We start from the raw sequence: 20,373 nt of genomic DNA on the forward strand, positions 1-20,373 counted from the left end.
CGGTACGGCCGGGCCGGCGCCGCCGGCGCGGCGCCCAGCGGTCCCACGTCCACCGCGCCGGCTCCGCGGCCCGGCAACGGCGCGCCCGCCAAGGGCGACGACACGCCGGCCAAGCTGGACGACCTGGGCGCGCTGATCGCCACGTTGCCCACCTCCAGGGCGCCTGCCGCGGCGCCGGCCGCCGCGGCGCCCGGCTCCGCGCCCACGCCCATCTCCAAGGCGGCCCCGGCGGCGCCTGCCCCCGCCAAGCCGGCGCCCGCCGCCACGGCCTCCGCCGCCAACGGTACGTATTACCTGCAGGCGGGCGCTTTCCGCGGCGAGAACGACGCGGAATCGCTGAAGGCCCGCATCATCCTGCTGGGCCTGCCGGTGGCGGTCCAGAAGGCCGAACTGAACGGCAAGCCCATCAACCGCGTGCGCGTGGGCCCGTTTGCCCGCCTGGACGACATGAACCGGGCGCGCGGCCGGCTGGGCGAGAACAAGATCGAAACCGCCGTGGTGCGCCAGTAGGGCACGCGGCGGATCGTTTTGCGTTGAACTAATCCGGCCCCGGGCCTGTCTGTAGCTTTTTATTCAGGAACCTCATCCATGCTGTCCCCCAAGCTCATCCGCATCCTGGCAGCCGCCGCGCTGACCGCCACGGCGTTCTTCAGCCCGGCCAGCCACGCGCAAGGCGCCCAGCAGTACGTGCCGATCAATCCGCCGCTGCCCTCGGACACCCCGGGCAAGGTCGAGGTCCTGGAATTCTTCGCCTACACCTGCCCGCACTGCGCCGCCATGGAACCCATGGTCGAAGACTGGGCCAAGACCGCGCCTTCGGACGTGGTGCTCAAGCAGGTGCCCATCGCCTTCAACGCCGGCATGAAGCCCCTGCAGCAGCTCTACTACGCGCTGCTGGCCCTGGACCGTCCCGACCTGCACCCCAAGGTCTTCACGGCCATCCACGGCGAGCACAAGCGCCTGTTCGACAAGAAGGCCATGGGCGACTGGATCGCGACCCAGGGCGTGGACCGCGCCAAGTTCGACTCGGTGTTCGACTCGTTCAGCGTGCAGGCCCAGGTCCAGCGCGCCACCCAACTGGCTGACGCCTACCGCATCGAAGGCACCCCGTCGTTTGCCGTTGGCGGCAAGTTCATGACGTCGCCCGTCATGGCGGGCAACAGCTACGAAGGCGCCCTGAAGGAAGTGGACAAGCTGATCCCGATGGCACGCGCCAAGTAATCCGCGCCGCGACAACGCAGCCAGACGCCCCGAGCCTCACGGCCGGGGCGTTTTGTTTTTGCGTGTGGTTTCAAGCGCGCTTTCAGGGGGGCCGCGCTACACTTTCGCCACAAGAATTCGCCGCATCGACGGCCTCAAACGGGTGGAAGACAAATGAAAAAGCAATTCCTGCGCAGCCGCGCGGCGTTGAGCCTGGGCCTGGGCCTTTGTTTCGCGTCGGGTGTCCAACTGGCCCACGCCAGCGCCGCCGAGGGCGTCAAGATCGGCGTCCTGACGGACATGGCCGGCGTCACCGCCGACGCCACCGGCAAGGGCTCGGTGGAAGCCGCCCGGCTGGCCATCGAGGAAATGGGCGGCTCCCTGCTGGGCAAGCCCATCGCGCTGGTGTCCGGCGATCACCAGCACCGGCCTGACATCGGCAGCAGCATGGTCCGCAAGTGGTACGACACCGATGGCGTGGACGTCGTGGTGGACGTGCCCAACTCGTCGGTCGCGCTGGCGGTGCAGGGCATCGCGCGGGAAAAGAAAAAGCTCGTGCTGTTCTCCAGTCCGGGCACGACTGCGCTGACACAGGCGCAATGCTCACCCTACGGCGTGCAATGGACCTACACCACCTACGCGCTGTCGCGTGGCACCGCCACCGCCGTCGTCAAAGAGGGCGGCAAGCGCTGGTTCATCCTGGCGTCCGACTACGCCTTCGGCAAGCAGCTCGCCGCGGACACGGAAACGGTGGTCAAGGCCAACGGCGGCGAGGTGGCCGGCACCGTCTTCCATCCGCTGAACGCCTCGGACTTCGCGTCGTTCCTGCTGCAGGCGCAGGGCTCCAAGGCGCAGATCATCGCCATCGCCAACGCGGGCGGCGACACCATATCGGCCATCAAGCAGGCGGCGGAATTCGGCATCGGCGGCACGCAGCAGCTGGCGGCGATGCTGCTGCTCCTGACCGACGTGCACAGCCTGGGTCTGGCCGCCGCGCAGAAAACCTACCTGACCGTGCCCTCGTATTGGGACATGAACGACGGCACGCGCGCGTTCACCAAGAAATTCGAGGCGCGCGTGGGCCGGCCGCCCACCTTCCTGCAGGCGGGCGTCTACAGCTCGGTGCGCCACTACCTGCAGGCGGTGAAGGCCGCGGGCACGGTGGACGCGGACGCGGTGATGGCCAAGATGAAGTCGCTGCCCATCGATGATCCGTTCAGCCTGAACGCGCACATCCGCGCCGACGGCCTGGTGGTGCGCGACATGATGCTGGCGCAGGTCAAGACGCCGGAGCAATCCAAGGCGCCCTGGGACTACTACAACATCGTGCGCACCATCCCCGGCGAATCGCTGGCCTGGCCGCTGTCCGACAGCCAGTGTCCGCTGGTCAAGCAATGACCAACGAACTGGCCCTGGCGGACTTCGGCAGCTTCTATGCGGGCGGCAGGCCCGTGCGCATAGAAGGCCAGCCCAAACGCGACATCGCCTTCACGCAGACGGCATCGCTCGCCTATGACCCCAACGGTCTTTACCACTTCGAGCAGGCCTACGTGCAGTACTTCATCCCCGCGCGGCTGGCGCATCCGCTGCCCATCGTGCTGCTGCACGGCGGCGGAATGACGGGCGCGATGTGGGAACAGACGCCGGACGGCAGGCCGGGCTGGGTGCAGCACTTCCTGCGGCAAGGGCATGCGGTCTATGTGGTGGACAACGTGGAGCGCGGGCGCGCCGGCTGGGCGCCGTTCGCGCAGGTCTGGCCGGAGCCGCCCATCATCCGCAACGCCGAGGAAAGCTGGTCGCTGTTCCGCTTCGGACGAGCCGAGGACTTCGAGGCGCGGCGCGCCTTCGCGGGCCAGCGCTTCCCGGTGGCCGCCTTCGACAGCTTCATCCGCCACGCGGTGCCGCGCTGGCTGGGCAACAACGATGCGGCGCTGGAGGGCTTTTGCGCCGTGCTGGACCGCGTGGGCCCCTGCCTGGTGCTGGCGCACAGCCATGGCGGGGAAGTGGCCTACCGCGCCCTGCATGCGCGACCAGAACTGGTGCGCGGCGTGATCGGCATCGAACCGTCCGGGTTTTCCAGCGAGGTGGTGGCGGCCAGCGTGGCCGGCAAGCCGTTCCTGTTTGTCTATGGCGACTATCTGGAAGCCACGCTGCTGTGGACCAAGCTGTGCGACAGCGGCGCGGCCTACGCCGGCGAACTGGCGCGCCATGGCGCCCGCGTGGATACCTGGCGCCTGGCCGACATGGGCATCGCCGGCAATTCGCACATGCCCATGATGGACGACAACAGCGACGACATCGCGGCGCGCATCGGCGCGTGGATACGCGCCGCGGCGTGAAGGCGCCGCGCCGCAACGGCCTCAGGGCTGGGCCTGGACCTGGGCTTGCGCCTGGAATGCCGCGGCCTTTTCCAGCGCCTGGGTCAGGTCGGCAATGATGTCTTCGGGCGATTCCAGCCCGATGTGCAGGCGGACCAGCGCGTTGTCGCCTTCGCCCCAGTACTTGTGCTTGGACAGGTCCTTGGGCGACACGAGCTGCACCAGGCTTTCATAGCCGCCCCACGAAAAGCCGATGCCGAACAGGGTCAGCGCGTCCACGAAGGTGCGCGCCGCATCCGCGGACAGGCGCAGTTCCACGGACAGCATGCCGTTGGACCCGGTGCAGTCGCGCTGCCACAGCGCATGGCCCGGATCCGCCGGCCAGGCGGGGTGGAACAGGCGCGCGGTTTCGGGCCGGCTCTTGAGGAATTCGCACACCTGCATGGCATGGCGCGCGTGCTGGGCCATGCGGATGGGCATGGTGCGCACGCCGCGCAGCGCCAGCCAGGCGTCGTCCGCGCTGATGGAGTAGCCCATCGCATATTGCGTGCGGTTCAGCTTGCGGGCGATGGCTTCGTCGTTGGTGACCACCGCGCCCAGCATCAGGTCGGAATGGCCGCCCACGTACTTGGTGCCTGCGATGACGGAAACCTGCGCGCCCAGGGTCAGCGGACGGTAGATGTAGCCCGATCCCCAGGTGTTGTCGGTGGCCAGCACCAGGCCGTGGTCCTTGGCGAAGGCGGCCATGGCGCCCATGTCCAGCATTTCGAAGAGCAGCGAACCGGGGGATTCCACATACAGCAGCGTGGTGTTTGGCTGCACCAGCGCTTCCAGGTCGTCGTCCGCCGAGAAATACGTGATGGCGATGTTCATGCGCTTGAGGACGGCGTCGTCCAGTTCGCGCATCGGGCCGTACACGCAGTCGGAGATCAGGGCGTGGTCGCCCGCCGAACACAGCGCCATCATGACCATGGTCATGGCCGACAGGCCCGACGACGCCAGGTAGCAGTGCGTGCCGCCTTCCAGCTGCGTGAACACTTCTTCGAGGGCGGCGTGGGTGTCCATGCCCATGCGGCCGTAGGTCGTGGCGCGGCCGCCGGCGGCCTTGCTGCGCTGCGCGTTTTCCAGGGCGGCGATGTTGGCAAAGCGCACCGTGCTGGCCCGCATGGGCGGCAGCGGCACCGGGGCCGTGCCGGTATCGGGATTGAACGGGGCGGTGCCCGCGTGCTGGAGGACCGTATCGATGTGTTTGGTAGGCATCTTCTAGGGGTGCGACAAAGCCAGGGAAATCAAACCATATCAGGAGGCGGGAAGAATTTCAGCGTATCCAGTTGACCGTTTCGTCCAGTTCCGCCCGCCGGGTGCGGTAGCTGTTGGCCGGATGCGCGCGGTCCGCGTAGCCGAAAGAGATGCCGCAGACCACGCGCCGGTCGGGTCCGATGCCCAGGACCTCGCGCAGGATTTCCGGGTACATCGCCAGCGACGCCTGCGCCACGGTGGCCACGCCATTAGCCTGGGCCGCCAGCAGGAAATTGGCGACATAGCCGCCGCAGTCCATCGCGCCGTATTCGCCCAGCGCCTCGTCGGTGGTGACGATGGCGACGTGCGGCGCGTCGAACAGCGCGAAGTTGCGCATTTCCTGGCGCCGGTAGGCGTCGCGGTCGCCGCGCGGGACGCCCACGGCGCCGTAGAGCTGGAAGCCCGATTCGCGGCGGCGGGCGAGGTAGTCGCCGCGGTATTCCCGCGGGAAGGGGAAGTCGGGTGTGAAGCCGTCGCGCTGCGCGCGTCGCTGCAGCGCGTCGCTGAGCCGGCGCGTGCCGTCGCCTTCGGTGATGGCCACCTGCCAGGGCTGGCAGTTGCACCAGGACGCGGTGCGCTGCGCCAGGCTCAGGATGCGCTCGATGGTGGCGCGCGGCACGGGTTCGGGTAGAAAGGCGCGGCAGCTGTGGCGCGCAAGCAGCCAGGCTTCAAGTGCGGCGTCCGTGGACGCGGTTCCGGATTCCGTGGCGGGATGGGCGGCGGTCATGGTCGGTCTGTCTCCTGGTCTGGTCTGCTTTGCCCTTATGATGCCACTGTCCGGCGCCGGCCGGCCCCGATTCCGACGAGATCCCATGCTGCCCCTCGACACCCTGATCGCCTTCTTCGGCATTGCCGTGCTGCTGGCCCTGACTCCCGGGCCCGACAACCTGTTCGTGCTGATGCAGTCGGCCATCTGGGGCCGCAAGGCCGGCATGTTCGTGGTGCTGGGCCTGTGCACGGGGCTGCTGGGACATACGGCCGCCGTGGCGGTGGGGCTGGCCGCCGTGTTCGCGGCGTCGCCCATGGCGTTCATGGTGCTCAAGCTGGCGGGCGCGGCCTACCTGGCCTGGCTGGCGTGGCAGATCCTGCGCGCCCCCGTGGAATCCGAGGCCGGCAAGCGTCCCGAACCGATGCGGCCCGGGGCCTTGTACCGCCGCGGCATCGTGATGAACCTGACCAACCCCAAGGTGCTGCTGTTCTTCTTCGCCTTCCTGCCGCAGTTCACCTCGCCCCGACTGGGTCCGGTGGGCCTGCAGACCATGCAGCTGGGCGCGGTGTTCATGGTGTCGACGCTGCTGGTGTTCGGCGCCATCGCCTTCTTTTCGGGCGCATTCGGCGAACTGCTGCAGCGCTCGGTGACCGCCAAGCGCTGGCTCAACCGCATTGCCGCGCTGGTGTTCGTGGGACTGGCGGTCAGGCTGGCGACCGCCACGCGGTAAGACCGGCAACCGCGCGGCAGGGCGCCGCGCGGCCCGCTTACGTCCGGTCAGGCAGCCTTGAAACGCACGATGCCGTCCGCATCCTGGGCGCGCGTCAGCTTGCCTTCGAAATACAGCGCATGCAGGTGCGCCAGCGCCTCGCCCATGGCGAAGGTCAGCTGGTGCAGGTCCAGCTTGCGCTTGAACAGCACGGGGACGATGTCGGACGTGGACTGCGGCTGGACCGAACAGGCTTCCAGCACTTCCGCCAGCCGGTCGCGGTGATGCTCGTGCTGCTGCGCGATGCGCTCGTGCAGCCCCTTGAAGGGGCGGCCGTGCGAGGGCAGCACCAGCGTGTCGTCCGGCAGGCCGTCGTAGCCGTCCAGCGAGCGCAGATACAGCGGCAGCGAATTGGCGTCGGGTTCGTAGTCGAACACGCTGACGTTGGTGGAAATGCGCGGCAGCACCATGTCCCCGGAAATCAGCACGCCCAGGTCTGGCGAGAACAGCGACGCATGCTCCGGCGCGTGGCCGTAGCCCACGATGACGCGCCAGTCGCGCCCGCCGATGCGGATCTGGTCGCCGTGCATGATGCGGGTATAGCGGGACGGCACCGCGGGAACCAGGTTGGGGTAGTAGCTGGCGCGCTGGCGGATCTGTTCCTGCGCGTCCGGATCGGTCAGGCCGTGGCGGGCGAAGTGCTCGACCGCCGATTGCCCGCCGGGCCCCGCGCCGGCATCGTTGCGGCGCGACGACCACAGCGACGCCACCATGAAGTCGGTCATGGTCATCCACAGCCGGGCGTTCCAGCGTTCGCACAGCCAGTAGGCCAGGCCGATGTGGTCGGGGTGCATGTGGGTGACGATCACGCGCAGGACGGGCAGGCCGTCCAGCTCGTTCTTGAAGACCTCTTCCCATAGCGTTTTCACTTCGTCGCGCGAAATGCCGCAGTCGACGATGGTCCAGCCGTCCTTGCCGTCGATGTTGTCGCGCAGCAGCCAGAGGTTGATATGATCCAGCGCGAACGGCAGCGGCATCCGGATCCATTTGACCCCTTCCGCCACCACATGCGCGCGGCCGGCTTCGGGCTGGAAATCGGCCCAGGGGTATTGAAGCTTCTGTTCGTTGGGGTTCATTGCCTCTCGCTCCACGCTTGACGATCTGGTCAAGTCATCATAATTTACGTTTACGTAAACTGCCACACGTCGCATGCCCTCGTCAACCTGGACCATCTCTGAACTCTCCCGCGAGTTCGACGTCACGCCCCGCACGATCCGCTTCTACGAAGACCAGGGGATCGTCAGCCCGGCGCGCGAGGGCCGCAACCGGATCTTCGGGCCGCGCGACCGCACGCGCCTGAAACTGGCGCTGCGCGGCAAGCGGCTGGGCCTGCAGCTGTCCGAGATCCTGACGCTCATCGACATGTACGACGGCCCGGGCGACACCGAGGTCCAGCTGCGCCAATACCTGAGCGTGCTGGAGCAGCACCGCGCCACGCTGGAACAGCAGCGCCGCGACATCGACGATACCCTGCACGAAATCGCCGAACAGGAACGCCAGTGCCGCGTCCTGCTGGCGCAGAAACCTTAGGCGCGCGCATGGCCGCCCTGCAAACCGTCGCGCTGTTCGTCCTGACCGCGCTGGCCGAGATCGTCGGCTGCTATCTGCCTTACCTGTGGCTGCGCAAGGGCCATTCCATCTGGCTGCTGGCGCCCGCCGCGCTCAGCCTGGCGCTGTTTGCGTGGCTGCTGACGCTGCATCCCACCGCGTCCGGGCGCGTGTATGCCGCCTATGGCGGCGTCTACATCGGCATGGCGCTGCTGTGGCTGTGGGCCGTGGACGGCGTGCGCCCCAGCGCAAGCGACTGGATCGGCGTGGGCCTGTGCCTGGCCGGGATGCTGGTGATCATGTTCGGGCCGCGCAGCACCTAGGCCCCCGCAGCATGAAAAAAAGCGCGCGAGCCCCGAAGGGCCGCGCGCTTTTTTCATGCGCCGCAGCTTATTCGGCCTTGATATTGCCTTCCTTGATGATGCGGGCGTTGTTGGTGAACTCGGCCTGCACCTGCTTGGCGAAGGCCTCGCCCGACGCCGTGCCCGGCTGCAGGAACGACTTGGCCAGCAACTCCTGGAACTCGGCGCTGGCAACGGCCTTGGCCAGGGCGGCCTGCAGCGGCTGCGACACCGTCGGCGGCAGGTTCGCGGGCGCGAAGATGCCGAAGTTCGAGTAGTACTGCGCCTGCGGCAGCTTCAGTTCGGCCATCGTCGGCACGTCCGGCCAGGCGGCCAGGCGTTGCGGCGCCATGACGGCCAGCGGCTTGAGCGCACCGTTGGCGACGTGCGGCAGCACGACGTCGCTGTTGACCACCAGCAGTTCCACCACGCCGCCCAGGCCGTCGGTCAGCGCCTGGCTGTTGCCGCGGTAGGGCACGTGCAGCATCTTCGTGCCGGTCTGCGTGGTCACGGCGGCCATCCCGATGTGGGCCACGGTGCCCTGGCCCGGCGTGCCGTAGCGCACGCCTTCCGGGTGCGACTTGGCGTATTCGATGAGGCCCGCGAAATCCTTCACCGGGAGCGCCTTGGTCGCCACGATCGCGACCGGCGCCACGGCCACGCTGGCCACCGGCGTCAGGTCCTTCATCGGGTCGTAGTTGGTCTTGGCCAGGTGCGGGAAGATGGTCAGCGGGCTGGTCGACGCCAGCAGCAGCGTGGTGCCATCCGGCTGGGCCCGGGCCACGTAATCGGTGCCCACCGACGCGCCGGCGCCGGGCTTGTTCTCGACGATGACCGTCACGTTGGCTTCCTTGCGCAGCGCGTCGCCCAGGCGGCGCCCGATCGCGTCGGCGCTGCCGCCGGCGGTGTAGGGCACGACCACGGTGACAGGCTTGGCCGGCCAGGTCTGGGCCATCGCGCCGCTTGCCATGATTGCCAGGGCCGCCCCCGCGGCCTTGATCAGCAATGTCTTCTTTTTCATATCGTCCTAGTGATGTTGCGTAGCACTGCGTTGGTAAAACGGATAGCGGTAAAGCACATCAGGCGAGATAGCGCTGCGCCAGGCGAACCCAGTACGACGCGCCCGCCGGAATCAAAGAATCATTGAAGTCATAGCTGGCGTTATGCAGCATGCAGGGGCCCAGGCCGTGGCCCGCCATGCGGTGCTCGCCATCGCCGTTGCCCAGGAACACGTAGCAACCGGGCTTTTCCTGCAGCAGGAAGGCGAAGTCTTCCGACGCCATGGCCGGTTCGATCGTCAGCGCCCGGTCTTCGCCCACGACCTCTTTCATGACGCCCATGCAGAATTCGGTCTCGGCCACGGTGTTGACCAGCGCCGGGTAGCGGCGCTCGAAGAAGACGTCGGCCTCGCAGCCGTGCGCGGCGGCGATGTTGCCCGCGATCTCCTTCATGCGCCGTTCGATCAGGTCGACCACGCCGGTGCTGTAGGCACGCACCGAGCCGCCCAGCCACGCCGTGTTCGGGATCACGTTGATGACGCTGCCGCCCGCCTGCACCTGGGTGATCGACAGCACGGCGGCGTCCAGCGGGCGCTTGCTGCGCGTCAGGATGGTCTGCAGGGACTGGCCGATGGCGAACAGCGCGGGCACCGGATCGTTGCAGTCCTGCGGCGCGGCGGCGTGGCCGCCCTTGCCCTTGACCGTGATCTTGAAGCCGTTGGCGGCCGCCATCATGGGGCCGGAACAGACGCCGATGGAACCGGCCGGCAGGCCCGGCCAGTTGTGCATGCCGAATACGGCTTCGCAGGGGAAGCGCGTGAACAGGCCGTCCTGGATCATGGCGCGGCCGCCCGCGCCGCCTTCCTCGGCCGGCTGGAAGCACAGGTACACCGTGCCATCGAACCCGCCCACGTTCTGCAGGTGCTGCGCGGCGGCCAGCAGCATGGCGGTATGCCCGTCATGGCCGCAGCCGTGCATCTTGCCGTCGTGGCGCGAACGGTGCTCGAACTGGTTTTCCTCCTGCATGGGCAGGGCGTCCATGTCCGCGCGCAGCATGATGGCCCGGTCCGACGTGCCGCGCTTGATCACGCCCACCACGCCGGTCTTGGCGATGCCGGTATGGGTTTCGATGCCCCAGCCGCGCAGCGCGTCCGCCACCACCTTGGCCGTGCGGTGCTCTTCGTAGCAGAGCTCGGGGTGCATGTGGATGTCGCGCCGCAGCGCCACAATTTCGTCCAGGTTGGATAGTTCGAGCACGGCTAACTCCCATCGGGTGATTCAGGATTCAAGGATCGGCAGGAATATTACTCACCGTTACTCCCCGGGGCGGTCACAGGAAGCTAGGGATAACCCGTATCCAATTTACGTTTACGTAAACGTAATATTTGCACTGCATCATTGCGCGGCGATAAGTGATCGGCGCATCATGGGCCTCACGCGACTGCCGCCGCAGCAACGGGCGCCTATAAGAATGTAAGTACCCACTATCACGGAGACATCGATGAATCTTCCCGGCCTGAACTTCGACCTGGGCGAAGACCTGGACATGCTGCGCGACGCCGTGCGCAATTTCGCGCAGGCCGAGATCGCGCCGCGCGCCGCGGAAGTCGATCGCAGCGACCAGTTCCCCATGGACCTCTGGCGCAAATTCGGTGAACTCGGCGTGCTGGGCATGACCGCCGACGAAGAATATGGCGGCGCCAACCTGGGCTACCTGGCCCACATGGTGGTGATGGAAGAGATCTCGCGCGCCAGCGCCTCGGTGGGCCTGTCCTATGGCGCGCACTCCAACCTGTGCGTCAACCAGATCAACCGCAACGGCACGCCGGCCCAGAAGGCGAAGTACCTGCCCAAGCTGATCTCCGGCGAACACGTGGGCGCCCTGGCGATGAGCGAACCCGGCGCGGGTTCCGACGTTGTCAGCATGAAGCTGCGCGCGGAAAAGAAGGGCGACCGCTACGTGCTGAACGGCACCAAGATGTGGATCACCAACGGCCCCGACGCCGACACGCTGGTCGTCTACGCCAAGACCGATCCCGAAGCCCACCAGCGCGGCATCACCGCGTTCCTGGTGGAAAAGGGCTTCAAGGGCTTCTCAGTGGCGCAGAAGCTGGACAAGCTGGGCATGCGCGGCAGCCACACCGGCGAACTGGTGTTTCAGGACTGCGAGATCCCCGAGGAAAACGTGCTGGGCCAGGTCAACGGCGGCGTGAAGGTGCTGATGAGCGGCCTGGACTACGAACGCGCCGTGTTGTCCGGCGGCCCCCTGGGCATCATGCAGGCCGTGATGGACGCGGTGGTGCCCTACATCCACGACCGCAAGCAGTTCGGCCAGGCGATCGGCGAATTCCAGCTCATCCAGGGCAAGGTCGCCGACCTGTACACGACGCTTCAGGCCAGCCGCGCCTTCTGCTATCAGGTGGGCAAGAACCTGGACAAGCTGGGCACCGAGCACGTGCGCCAGGTGCGCAAGGACTGCGCCGCGCTGATCCTGTACACCGCCGAAAAGGCCACCTGGATGGCCGGCGAGGGCGTGCAGATCCTGGGCGGCAACGGCTACATCAACGAATACCCGGTGGGCCGCCTGTGGCGCGACGCCAAGCTGTATGAAATCGGCGCCGGCACCAGCGAGATCCGTCGCATGCTGATCGGCCGCGAACTGTTCAACGAAACCGCCTGACCGCCTTATCCACAGGCCGCGCCATGATCCGCATGTCCGACGTCCAGCACATCGAGCAGGCTCCCGCGCCGGGCCCCTCGCCGCTGGACGTCGCGCGCCTGATCCTGGCGGGCTTCGACCGCCACTACGCGCTGTTCCGCTACAGCGCGCAGCGCGCCAAGGCGCTGTTCGAATCCGGCGACTGGCACGGCATCCAGCACCTGTCGCGCGAGCGCATCGAGTACTACGACATGCGCGTGCGCGAATGCGCCGCCCAGCTTGAAGGCGTGCTGCGCGGGCGGCCCGAAGGCGCCGTCGGCGGCGCCACGAACGGCACCGGCACCGGCAACGGCGCCGCCGCGCCATCGCTGACCGAGGCGCAGACAGCGTTCTGGCAGCAGATCAAACAGGAATTCGTCGGCCTGCTGGGCGACCACCGTCAGCCCGAATGCGCGGAGACGTTCTTCAACTCGGTGTCATGCCGCCTGCTGCACCGGGATTATTTCCACAACGATTTCCTGTTTGTCCGCCCCGCCGTCGCCACCGACTACCTGGACAGCAGCGTGCCCTCGTACCGCGTGTACTACCCGGCGGCGGACGGTCTGGAAAAAAGCCTGATCCGGATGGTGGCAGACTTTGGCCTGGCGCTGCCCTTCGAGGACCTGCCGCGCGACACGCGGCTGCTGGCGCGCGCCGCGGTCTCGAAACTGCGCGCGCTGCTGCCGCGCCACGTCGGCCGGCGCATCGCCACCGACTGCCAGATCCACGCGCTGGGCTCGCTGTTCTTTCGCAACAAGGGCGCCTACATCGTCGGGCGCCTGATCAACCAGACCACCGTCTATCCGTTTGCCGTGGCGCTGACGCGCAATCCGGCGGGGCAGGTGGTGCTGGACGCCCTGCTGCTGGGCGCGGACGACCTGAGCACGCTGTTCAGCTTCACGCGCGCCTATTTCCTGGTGGACATGGAAACGCCCGCCGCGGTGGTGAATTTCCTGTCCAGCCTTTTGCCGCGCAAGCCCAAGGCCGAGCTCTACACCATGATCGGCCTGCAGAAGCAGGGCAAGACACTGTTCTACCGCGATTTCCTGCACCACCTGGCGCATTCGCGCGACGCCTTCGACATCGCGCCCGGCATCAAGGGCATGGTGATGTGCGTGTTCACGCTGCCGTCCTACCCGTATGTGTTCAAGCTGATCAAGGACCGCATCGACAAGGACGGCATGGACCACGCCACCGTGCGGCGCAAATACCAGATGGTGAAGCTGCACGACCGCGTGGGGCGCATGGCCGACACCTGGGAATATTCGCAGGTGGCGCTGCCGCGCGCGCGCTTCGCCCCGGCCCTGCTCGACGAACTGCGCCGGCTGGTGCCCAGCCTGCTCGAAGAAACCGCCGATACGGTCGTCATCCGGCACGTCTACATCGAACGGCGGATGACGCCGCTGAACATATATCTGCGGCAGGCCCCGGACGCGCTCCTGGAGCCGGCCGTGCGCGAATACGGGGACGCCATCCGGCAGCTGGCCGCGGCCAACATCTTCCCCGGCGACATGCTTTACAAGAACTTCGGCGTCACGCGCCTGGGCCGGGTCGTCTTTTATGACTACGACGAAATCCAGCGCATGACTGAAATGAATTTCCGGCGCATTCCGCCGGCCCCGAACGAAGAAGCGGAATTGGCGTCCGAACCCTGGTACGCCATCGGACCGAACGACGTATTTCCCGAAGAATTCGGCCGCTTCCTGCTGGGCGACGCGCGGGTGCGCGGCGCCTTCATGCGTCACCATTCAGAACTGCTTGAACCGGAGTGGTGGCAGGCCTGCCGCGCCCATGTGGCGCAGGGCCGGATTGAAGAATTTTTCCCTTACGATACGGACAGACGCCTGCGCCAAGAACGCCCTTCAAGCGGCAACGCGGTGTTGTAACCGAAACGCTGTCCCGACCCTCACAGGAGCTAGTCATGTCAGATCCCATCGTTATCGTTTCCGTCGCCCGCACGCCCATGGGCGGCATGCTGGGCAACCTGTCCGGCCTGGCCGCGCACGAGCTGGGCTCGGTGGCCATCAAGGCCGCCGTTGAGCGCGCCGGCATCAAGGCCGAGCAGGTCGACGAAGTCATCATGGGCAACGTGCTGCAGGCCGGCCAGGGCCAGGCGCCCGCCCGCCAGGCCGCGCTGGGCGCGGGCCTGCCGCTTGGCGTCGCTTGCACCACGATCCACAAGGTCTGCGGCTCGGGCCTGAAGGCCGCGATGTTCGGCCACGACCTGCTGGCCTCGGGCAGCGCCGACATCGTCGTCGCCGGCGGCCAGGAAAGCATGAGCAACGCGCCGTACCTGCTGCTAAAGGGCCGCCAGGGCTATCGCTACGGCCACAACACCGTGTACGACCACATGGCGCTGGACGGCCTGGAAGACGCCTACGACAAGGGCAAGGCCATGGGCGTGTTCGCCGAAGACTGCGCCTCCAAGTATTCCTTCACGCGCGAACAGCAGGACGAGTTCTCGCTGGAATCGCTGCGCCGCGCCCGCGCCGCCTCGGAAGACGGCAGCTTCAAGTGGGAAATCGCCCCTGTGACCGTCGCCGGCCGCAAGGGCGACACCGTGATCGACACCGACGAAGCGCCCACGAAGGCCATGCCGGAAAAGATCCCCACCTTGAAGCCCGCGTTCAAGAAAGACGGCACGGTCACCGCCGCGAACTCGTCCTCGATCTCCGACGGCGCCGCCGCCATGGTGCTGATGCGCGCGTCCACCGCCGAAAAGCTCGGCGTCAAGCCGCTGGCCCGCATCGTCGCGCACACTCAGCACTCGCAGGAACCGAACTGGTTCACCACCGCCCCCGTCGGCGCGCTGAAGAACCTGTTCAACAAGACCGGCTGGAAGGCCGAGGACGTGGACCTGTACGAGATCAACGAAGCCTTCGCGGTGGTCACCATGGCCGCCATGACCGACTTCAAGCTCCCGCATGACAAGGTCAACATCCACGGCGGCGCCACGGCGCTGGGCCACCCGATCGGCGCATCGGGCGCCCGCCTGATGGCCACGCTGATCGGCGCGCTGCGCAAGACCGGCGGCAAGCGCGGCGTGGCCACGCTGTGCATCGGCGGCGGCGAAGCCGTCGCGATGGCCATCGAGATGGTCTAAGCCCCTGTTCGGGAAGCGGGCCATGCCTGCTTCCCGAGCTGGATTCCGCTGCGCCTTTTCGGCATTGCACACACCGCGACGGGTCGGTCGCGGGCCATGCAGGAAAGGCGCAACGAAATCCACGACAACAAATCGACAAGAACTCCCGGACCACCGGGCAGCGAGACAAACCGCTCTTCGAGCGCCCTCAAATTCCAATCAAGCAGGACGGGTGGTACCCCATGCCCATCATCGAATCCCGCATCAATCCGCGGTCGCAGGACTACACCGACAACGCGCGCGCCATGCAGGCGCAGCTGGATGACCTGAACCAGAAACTGGCGCAGACCGCGCTGGGCGGCAGCGAATCCGCGCGCGCCAAGCACGTGGCGCGCGGCAAGCTGCTGCCGCGCGAACGGGTGGAAAACCTGATCGATCCCGGCACGCCTTTCCTGGAACTGTCGCCCATGGCCGCGCACGGCATGTACGACGGCGACGCGCCCGGCGCGGGCGTCATCACCGGCATCGGCCGCGTGTCCGGCACTGAATGCGTCATCGTCTGCAACGACGCCACGGTCAAGGGCGGGACCTACTACCCGATGACGGTCAAGAAGCACCTGCGCGCGCAGGAGATCGCCGCGCAGAACCATCTGCCCTGCGTGTACCTGGTGGATTCCGGCGGCGCCAACCTGCCGCAGCAGGACGAGGTCTTTCCCGACCGCGAGCACTTCGGCCGCATCTTCTACAACCAGGCCCAGATGTCGTCGCAGGGCATCTCGCAGATCGCCGTGGTGATGGGGTCCTGCACCGCCGGCGGCGCGTACGTGCCCGCCATGAGCGACGAGTCCATCATCGTCAAGAACCAGGGCACCATCTTCCTGGGCGGACCGCCTTTGGTTAAGGCCGCCACCGGCGAGGAAGTCAGCGCCGAAGACCTGGGCGGCGGCGACGTGCACACGCGCCTGTCCGGCGTGGCGGACCATCTGGCCGCCAACGACATGCACGCACTGCAATTGGCGCGCAACGCCGTGGCCCGGCTGAACCGCAAGAAGCCGCAGCCGCTGGCCACGCTGCCCGTGCGCGAGCCGCGCTACGACCCGAGCGAACTCAACGGCATCATCCCCGCCGACACCCGCAAGCCCTATGACGTTCGCGAGGTCATCGCGCGCATCGTGGACGGTTCGGAATTCGACGAATTCAAGGCGCGCTTCGGCCCCACGCTAGTCACCGGCTTTGCGCACATCCATGGCATGCCCGTGGGCATCGTCGCGAACAACGGCATCCTGTTTTCCGAATCCGCGCAGAAGGGCGCGCACTTCATCGAACTGTGCGCGCAGCGCAAGATCCCGCTGGTGTTCCTGCAGAACATCACCGGCTTCATGGTCGGCCGCAAGTACGAAAACGAGGGCATCGCGCGCCATGGCGCGAAGATGGTCACGGCCGTGGCCACCGCCGCCGTGCCGAAGTTCACCGTGCTGATCGGCGGGTCGTTCGGCGCCGGCAACTACGGCATGTGCGGCCGCGCCTATTCGCCGCGCATGCTCTTCATGTGGCCCAACGCCCGTATCTCCGTGATGGGCGGCGAACAGGCGGCCAGCGTACTGGCCACCGTCAAGCGCGACGGCATCGAGGCGCGCGGCGGCCAGTGGTCCGCCGACGAAGAAAATGCCTTCAAGGCGCCGATCCGCGAACAGTACGAACGCGAAGGCCATCCGTATTACGCCACCGCGCGGCTGTGGGACGACGGCATCATCGCGCCGGCCGACACGCGCCGCGTATTGGGGCTGGCGTTGTCCGCGGCGCTGAACGCGCCGATCGAAGACACCAAGTTCGGCGTCTTCCGCATGTAGGGTAGAGCCCACCCCCTACGCGCTGATGGGGACGGTTGTTAAAGATGTCGGCAGTGTCCTTGCGCGGCACCGCTGTCTACGAACGATTTGAGCCTGGATAACGCTATGTTCGATACTGTGCTGATTGCCAACCGCGGCGAAATCGCCTGCCGCGTCGCCGCCACCGCCCGCCGCATGGGGCTGCGCACCGTCGCCGTCTATTCGGACGCGGACGCCAATGCGCGCCACGTGGCCGCCTGCGACCAGGCCGTCTACATCGGCGGCTCGGAGCCGCGCGCCAGCTACCTGCGCGCCGACGCCATCCTGCAGGCCGCGCGCGACACCGGCGCGGGCGCCATCCACCCCGGCTACGGTTTCCTGTCGGAAAACGAAGCCTTCGCGCAGGCCGCGCAAGAAGCGGGCATCGCTTTCGTCGGCCCGCCGGCGTCCGCCATCGCCGCCATGGGCAGCAAGTCGGCCGCCAAGTCCCTGATGGAAAAAGCCGGCGTGCCGCTGGTGCCCGGCTACCACGGCGACAACCAGGACCCGCAGTTTCTTAAGTCGCAGGCCGACGCCATCGGCTATCCCGTGCTGATCAAGGCCAGCGCGGGCGGCGGCGGCAAGGGCATGCGCGTCGTGGAAGCGTCCGGCGCGTTCCTGGACGCGCTGGCGTCCTGCCAGCGCGAAGCCGCGTCCAGCTTCGGCGACGACCGCGTGCTGATCGAACGCTATCTTCAGAAGCCGCGCCACATCGAAATCCAGGTGTTCGCGGACACGCACGGCAACTGCGTCTACCTGTTCGAGCGCGATTGCTCTGTGCAGCGCCGCCACCAGAAGGTCATCGAAGAAGCGCCCGCCCCCGGCATGACCGAAGAGCGCCGCCGCGCCATGGGCGAAGCCGCGGTTTCCGCCGCGCGCGCCGTGGGCTACGTGGGTGCGGGCACGGTCGAATTCATCGCCGAGCCCGACGGCCGCTTCTACTTCATGGAAATGAACACGCGCCTGCAGGTCGAGCATCCGGTGACCGAAATGATCACCGGCCACGACCTCGTCGAATGGCAACTGCGCGTAGCGGCTGGCCAGCCGCTGCCGGCGCGCCAGGAAGACCTGCGCATCAACGGCCACGCCATCGAGGCCCGCATCTACGCCGAGAACCCCGAGAAGGGCTTCCTGCCGTCCATCGGCACGCTGGCCTACCTGGGCCTGCCGCCGCACACCGCGTTCGCCAATGGCGACGTGCGCGTCGACGGCGGCGTGCGCATGGGCGACACCATCACCCCGTTCTACGATCCGATGATCGCCAAGCTCATCGTGCACGGCGCCGACCGCGACCAGGCCCGCGCCCGCATGCTGCAGGCCCTGGCGCAGACGCAGGCCGTGGGCGTGCAGACCAACGTGGCCTTCCTGTCCCGCCTCATGAAGGACAGCGCCTTCGCCGCGGCGGACCTGGACACCGGCCTCATCGAACGCCAGCGCGCGACGCTGCTGCCCGAACCCGCAGCCGCCAGCGCCGACATCCTGGCGCTGGCCTCGGCCGCCGTGCTGGTGCGCCAGGGCCTGGCCCAGCCGGGCGGACAGGGCGCCGGCAAGGGACCTGGCGCCCCCTGGGACGCGCGCGACGGCTGGCGCCTGGGCGGCCAGTACCATCGCCACCTGCAATGGATCGACAACGGCGAGACCCGCCGCGTCACCGTGGCCCGGCAGGGCGGCGCCTGGACGCTGGACACCGGCGATGGCCCGCGGCCCTTCCTGTGGCGCTCGCACGCCAGCGCCAACCCGAACCTGGCCTACGGCCTGCGCATCACCCTGCAAGGCCATGAGAGCGCCGGCACGGTCGTCCTGCACGCGGACCGCGCCTACGTATTCCGCGAAGACGGCGCGCACGTCCTGGACCTCTATGACGCGCTGACGCACTCCCAGGACACGCAGGGCGACCACGGCGCCGGCCTGGCCGCGCCCATGCCCGGCAAGATCATCTCGATTTCGGTCAAGGCGGGCGACGCCGTCGAGAAAGGCCAGCCCCTGCTGGTCATGGAAGCCATGAAGATGGAGCACACCATCTCCGCCACCGCGGACGGCACCGTGGCGGAAGTGTTCTACGCCGTGGGCGATCAGGTGACGGAAGGCGCCGAGCTGGTGTCGATCGAATAGGCTGCCTGCGGCGCGATACCGCGTTCCCCGCGGCTCCGGGCGCTCTCGTCCGGAGCCGCGGGTTTCTTGGCGGCGCCCTCCGCCCCGGGGTTTAGCTGCACGTCAGCCCCCGCCGCCTAGAATCGGGCTTCCCCCCGCGCGTTCCGCCTTTCCCCATGTCCGACTCCCCCAGTCCGCTTTCCCGTCCGCCCTTCCTGCATTTCCTCTTCGCGCGCGTCAGCGCGTCGCTGGCGTTCCAGATCGTCTCCGTGGCGGTGGGCTGGCAGATCTACGCGCTGTCGGGCAGCGCCATCGACCTGGGCCTGATCGGCCTGGCGCAGTTCCTGCCCATGGCGGCGCTGACGCTGGTCGTCGGCCACGTGGCGGACCGCTACGACCGCCGCAAGATCGTCGCCGTCTGCATGGCGCTGGAGGCGCTGGCCACGCTGGTGCTGGCGATCGCGGCGTTGCACGGCGTGGGCGGCAAGACGCTGATCTACGCCACCATCATCATCATGAGCTCGGCGCGCGCCTTCGAAGCGCCCACCCTGTCCACGCTGATCCCCGCCGTGGTCCCGCGCGAATGGCTGCCGCGCGCCACCGCGCTGTCGTCGTCGGGCGGGCAGATCGCGCAGATTGCCGGCCCCGCGCTGGGCGGCGTCGGCTACGGGCTGGGCGCAGGATGGATCTACTGCGTGGCGGCGGCGCTGTACCTGACCGCGTTTGCCTCCATCGCCACCCTGGTCATCGACCGCGCCCCGCCGCGCAAGGAGCCCACCACGTGGCGCACCCTGTTCGGCGGCATCACGTTCATCTTCCAGCGGCGCCTGCTGCTGGGCACGCTGTCGCTGGACCTGTTCGCCGTGCTGCTGGGCGGCGCGACGGCGTTGCTGCCCATCTTCGCCAAGGACATCCTGAACGCCGGCCCCTGGGCGCTGGGCGCGCTGCGCGCGGCGCCCGCCTGCGGCGCGGCGCTGATGTCGCTGACGCTGGCGCGCCTGAGCCTGGGCGAAAACGTCGGGCGGCTGCTGTTCGGCTCGCTCATCGTGTTCGGCCTGGCGACCACCGTCTTCGGCCTGTCGACCTCGATCCCGCTGTCGGTGGCCGCGCTGGTCGTGCTGGGTGCCGCGGACGCGGTCAGCGTGGTGGTGCGGTCATCGCTGGTGCAGCTGAATACGCCGGACCACATGCTGGGGCGGGTCAGCGCCGTGAACACCCTGTTCATCGGGGCATCCAACCAGCTGGGGGAATTCGAATCCGGCCTGACGGCGCACCTGTTCGGCGCCGTGCCGGCCGTGGTGATCGGCGGCATCGGGACGATCGCGGTGGCGGGACTGTGGATGCGTTGGTTTCCCGAGCTGAGGCGGCTGCGCACACTCCACGGGAACGAAGTCGCGCAGACGTAGCACGCAACGGGAACTCCCGGCGCCCTGGGTCACCGGGCCGCGTCAT

The 20,373-nt window shown here is 67.7% G+C and carries 18 protein-coding genes; 13 read left to right on the plus strand and 5 right to left on the minus strand.

Going from position 1 to position 20,373, the window contains the following annotated elements; genetic code table 11:
- The 4 genes from ABE485_RS00005 to ABE485_RS00020 all read left to right on the plus strand — a co-directional run.
- Nucleotides 1–510 (plus strand): SPOR domain-containing protein (locus ABE485_RS00005; RefSeq protein WP_346512575.1); only part of this gene is annotated, 510 nt, incomplete at its 5' end.
- 78 nt (nt 511–588) lie between these two features.
- Nucleotides 589–1,221: a thiol:disulfide interchange protein DsbA/DsbL gene (locus ABE485_RS00010; RefSeq protein ID WP_346512576.1), complete on the plus strand. Its 633-nt coding sequence runs from the start codon at nt 589–591 to the stop codon at nt 1,219–1,221.
- Between the two features lie 153 nt (nt 1,222–1,374).
- Nucleotides 1,375–2,598, plus strand: a complete 1,224-nt coding sequence (locus tag ABE485_RS00015; protein ID WP_346512578.1) for an ABC transporter substrate-binding protein — start codon at nt 1,375–1,377, stop codon at nt 2,596–2,598.
- Complete coding sequence (locus ABE485_RS00020) at nt 2,595–3,539, plus strand: hypothetical protein (RefSeq protein ID WP_346512579.1); 945 nt, start codon at nt 2,595–2,597, stop codon at nt 3,537–3,539. Before ABE485_RS00015 ends, ABE485_RS00020 begins: the two co-directional genes overlap by 4 nt.
- A 21-nt stretch (nt 3,540–3,560) precedes the next feature.
- Here ABE485_RS00020 and metC read toward each other — a convergent pair whose 3' ends face one another.
- Together metC and ABE485_RS00030 are read right to left on the minus strand one after the other, a co-directional pair.
- Nucleotides 3,561–4,778: a cystathionine beta-lyase gene (gene metC / locus ABE485_RS00025; protein WP_346512580.1), complete on the minus strand. Its 1,218-nt coding sequence runs from the start codon at nt 4,776–4,778 to the stop codon at nt 3,561–3,563.
- Between the two features lie 58 nt (nt 4,779–4,836).
- Nucleotides 4,837–5,544 (minus strand): nitroreductase, encoded by a 708-nt coding sequence (locus ABE485_RS00030; RefSeq protein WP_346512581.1) that lies wholly within the window; start codon nt 5,542–5,544, stop codon nt 4,837–4,839.
- An 85-nt stretch (nt 5,545–5,629) separates the two neighbouring features.
- Here ABE485_RS00030 and ABE485_RS00035 point away from each other — a divergent pair, with 85 nt between their 5' ends.
- Nucleotides 5,630–6,256 (plus strand): LysE family translocator, encoded by a 627-nt coding sequence (locus tag ABE485_RS00035; RefSeq protein ID WP_346512582.1) that lies wholly within the window; start codon nt 5,630–5,632, stop codon nt 6,254–6,256.
- A 47-nt stretch (nt 6,257–6,303) separates the two neighbouring features.
- Here the strand turns inward: ABE485_RS00035 and ABE485_RS00040 are convergent, their stop codons facing one another.
- Nucleotides 6,304–7,371: an MBL fold metallo-hydrolase gene (locus ABE485_RS00040; RefSeq protein ID WP_346512583.1), complete on the minus strand. Its 1,068-nt coding sequence runs from the start codon at nt 7,369–7,371 to the stop codon at nt 6,304–6,306.
- 73 nt (nt 7,372–7,444) lie between these two features.
- Between ABE485_RS00040 and ABE485_RS00045 the strand changes: the two genes are divergently transcribed.
- Both ABE485_RS00045 and ABE485_RS00050 read left to right on the plus strand, forming a co-directional pair.
- Nucleotides 7,445–7,825 (plus strand): MerR family transcriptional regulator, encoded by a 381-nt coding sequence (locus ABE485_RS00045; protein ID WP_346512584.1) that lies wholly within the window; start codon nt 7,445–7,447, stop codon nt 7,823–7,825.
- An 8-nt stretch (nt 7,826–7,833) separates the two neighbouring features.
- Nucleotides 7,834–8,166: a YnfA family protein gene (locus tag ABE485_RS00050; protein ID WP_346512585.1), complete on the plus strand. Its 333-nt coding sequence runs from the start codon at nt 7,834–7,836 to the stop codon at nt 8,164–8,166.
- 67 nt (nt 8,167–8,233) lie between these two features.
- Here the strand turns inward: ABE485_RS00050 and ABE485_RS00055 are convergent, their stop codons facing one another.
- Both ABE485_RS00055 and ABE485_RS00060 read right to left on the minus strand, forming a co-directional pair.
- The gene (locus tag ABE485_RS00055; protein ID WP_346512586.1) at nt 8,234–9,205 is read right to left on the minus strand and encodes a Bug family tripartite tricarboxylate transporter substrate binding protein; all 972 of its coding nucleotides are present in this window, start codon (nt 9,203–9,205) and stop codon (nt 8,234–8,236) included.
- A gap of 58 nt (nt 9,206–9,263) precedes the next feature.
- Nucleotides 9,264–10,439, minus strand: coding sequence for a M20 aminoacylase family protein (locus ABE485_RS00060; protein WP_346512587.1), 1,176 nt, complete (start codon nt 10,437–10,439; stop codon nt 9,264–9,266).
- A gap of 244 nt (nt 10,440–10,683) precedes the next feature.
- Here ABE485_RS00060 and ABE485_RS00065 point away from each other — a divergent pair, with 244 nt between their 5' ends.
- The 6 genes from ABE485_RS00065 to ABE485_RS00090 all read left to right on the plus strand — a co-directional run bounded on the left by ABE485_RS00065 (nt 10,684) and on the right by ABE485_RS00090 (nt 20,327).
- Entirely contained in the window at nt 10,684–11,862 is a 1,179-nt protein-coding gene (locus tag ABE485_RS00065) for an isovaleryl-CoA dehydrogenase (protein WP_346512588.1), read from the plus strand.
- Nucleotides 11,863–11,885: 23 nt separating this feature from the next.
- Nucleotides 11,886–13,766, plus strand: coding sequence for a bifunctional isocitrate dehydrogenase kinase/phosphatase (gene aceK, locus ABE485_RS00070; RefSeq protein ID WP_346512589.1), 1,881 nt, complete (start codon nt 11,886–11,888; stop codon nt 13,764–13,766).
- A gap of 35 nt (nt 13,767–13,801) precedes the next feature.
- Nucleotides 13,802–14,983 (plus strand): acetyl-CoA C-acetyltransferase, encoded by a 1,182-nt coding sequence (locus ABE485_RS00075; protein WP_346512590.1) that lies wholly within the window; start codon nt 13,802–13,804, stop codon nt 14,981–14,983.
- Between the two features lie 221 nt (nt 14,984–15,204).
- Nucleotides 15,205–16,812, plus strand: a complete 1,608-nt coding sequence (locus ABE485_RS00080) for a carboxyl transferase domain-containing protein (protein ID WP_346512591.1) — start codon at nt 15,205–15,207, stop codon at nt 16,810–16,812.
- Between the two features lie 105 nt (nt 16,813–16,917).
- The gene (locus ABE485_RS00085; RefSeq protein WP_346512592.1) at nt 16,918–18,942 is read left to right on the plus strand and encodes an acetyl/propionyl/methylcrotonyl-CoA carboxylase subunit alpha; all 2,025 of its coding nucleotides are present in this window, start codon (nt 16,918–16,920) and stop codon (nt 18,940–18,942) included.
- 155 nt (nt 18,943–19,097) lie between these two features.
- Nucleotides 19,098–20,327, plus strand: coding sequence for an MFS transporter (locus ABE485_RS00090; protein ID WP_346512594.1), 1,230 nt, complete (start codon nt 19,098–19,100; stop codon nt 20,325–20,327).
- Nucleotides 20,328–20,373: the final 46 nt, after the last annotated feature.

This window comes from Achromobacter spanius (genome assembly GCF_039673305.1).
Classification (GTDB): domain Bacteria; phylum Pseudomonadota; class Gammaproteobacteria; order Burkholderiales; family Burkholderiaceae_B; genus Achromobacter; species Achromobacter spanius_F.

Coding starts and splice junctions, on each gene's coding strand:
- ABE485_RS00010 (WP_346512576.1), top strand. CDS start 589: ATGCTGTCCCCCAAGCTCATCCGCATCCTGGCAGCCGCCGCGCTGACC.
- ABE485_RS00015 (WP_346512578.1), top strand. CDS start 1,375: ATGAAAAAGCAATTCCTGCGCAGCCGCGCGGCGTTGAGCCTGGGCCTG.
- ABE485_RS00020 (WP_346512579.1), top strand. CDS start 2,595: ATGACCAACGAACTGGCCCTGGCGGACTTCGGCAGCTTCTATGCGGGC.
- metC (WP_346512580.1), bottom strand. CDS start 4,778: ATGCCTACCAAACACATCGATACGGTCCTCCAGCACGCGGGCACCGCC.
- ABE485_RS00030 (WP_346512581.1), bottom strand. CDS start 5,544: ATGACCGCCGCCCATCCCGCCACGGAATCCGGAACCGCGTCCACGGAC.
- ABE485_RS00035 (WP_346512582.1), top strand. CDS start 5,630: ATGCTGCCCCTCGACACCCTGATCGCCTTCTTCGGCATTGCCGTGCTG.
- ABE485_RS00040 (WP_346512583.1), bottom strand. CDS start 7,371: ATGAACCCCAACGAACAGAAGCTTCAATACCCCTGGGCCGATTTCCAG.
- ABE485_RS00045 (WP_346512584.1), top strand. CDS start 7,445: ATGCCCTCGTCAACCTGGACCATCTCTGAACTCTCCCGCGAGTTCGAC.
- ABE485_RS00050 (WP_346512585.1), top strand. CDS start 7,834: ATGGCCGCCCTGCAAACCGTCGCGCTGTTCGTCCTGACCGCGCTGGCC.
- ABE485_RS00055 (WP_346512586.1), bottom strand. CDS start 9,205: ATGAAAAAGAAGACATTGCTGATCAAGGCCGCGGGGGCGGCCCTGGCA.
- ABE485_RS00065 (WP_346512588.1), top strand. CDS start 10,684: ATGAATCTTCCCGGCCTGAACTTCGACCTGGGCGAAGACCTGGACATG.
- aceK (WP_346512589.1), top strand. CDS start 11,886: ATGATCCGCATGTCCGACGTCCAGCACATCGAGCAGGCTCCCGCGCCG.
- ABE485_RS00075 (WP_346512590.1), top strand. CDS start 13,802: ATGTCAGATCCCATCGTTATCGTTTCCGTCGCCCGCACGCCCATGGGC.
- ABE485_RS00080 (WP_346512591.1), top strand. CDS start 15,205: ATGCCCATCATCGAATCCCGCATCAATCCGCGGTCGCAGGACTACACC.
- ABE485_RS00085 (WP_346512592.1), top strand. CDS start 16,918: ATGTTCGATACTGTGCTGATTGCCAACCGCGGCGAAATCGCCTGCCGC.
- ABE485_RS00090 (WP_346512594.1), top strand. CDS start 19,098: ATGTCCGACTCCCCCAGTCCGCTTTCCCGTCCGCCCTTCCTGCATTTC.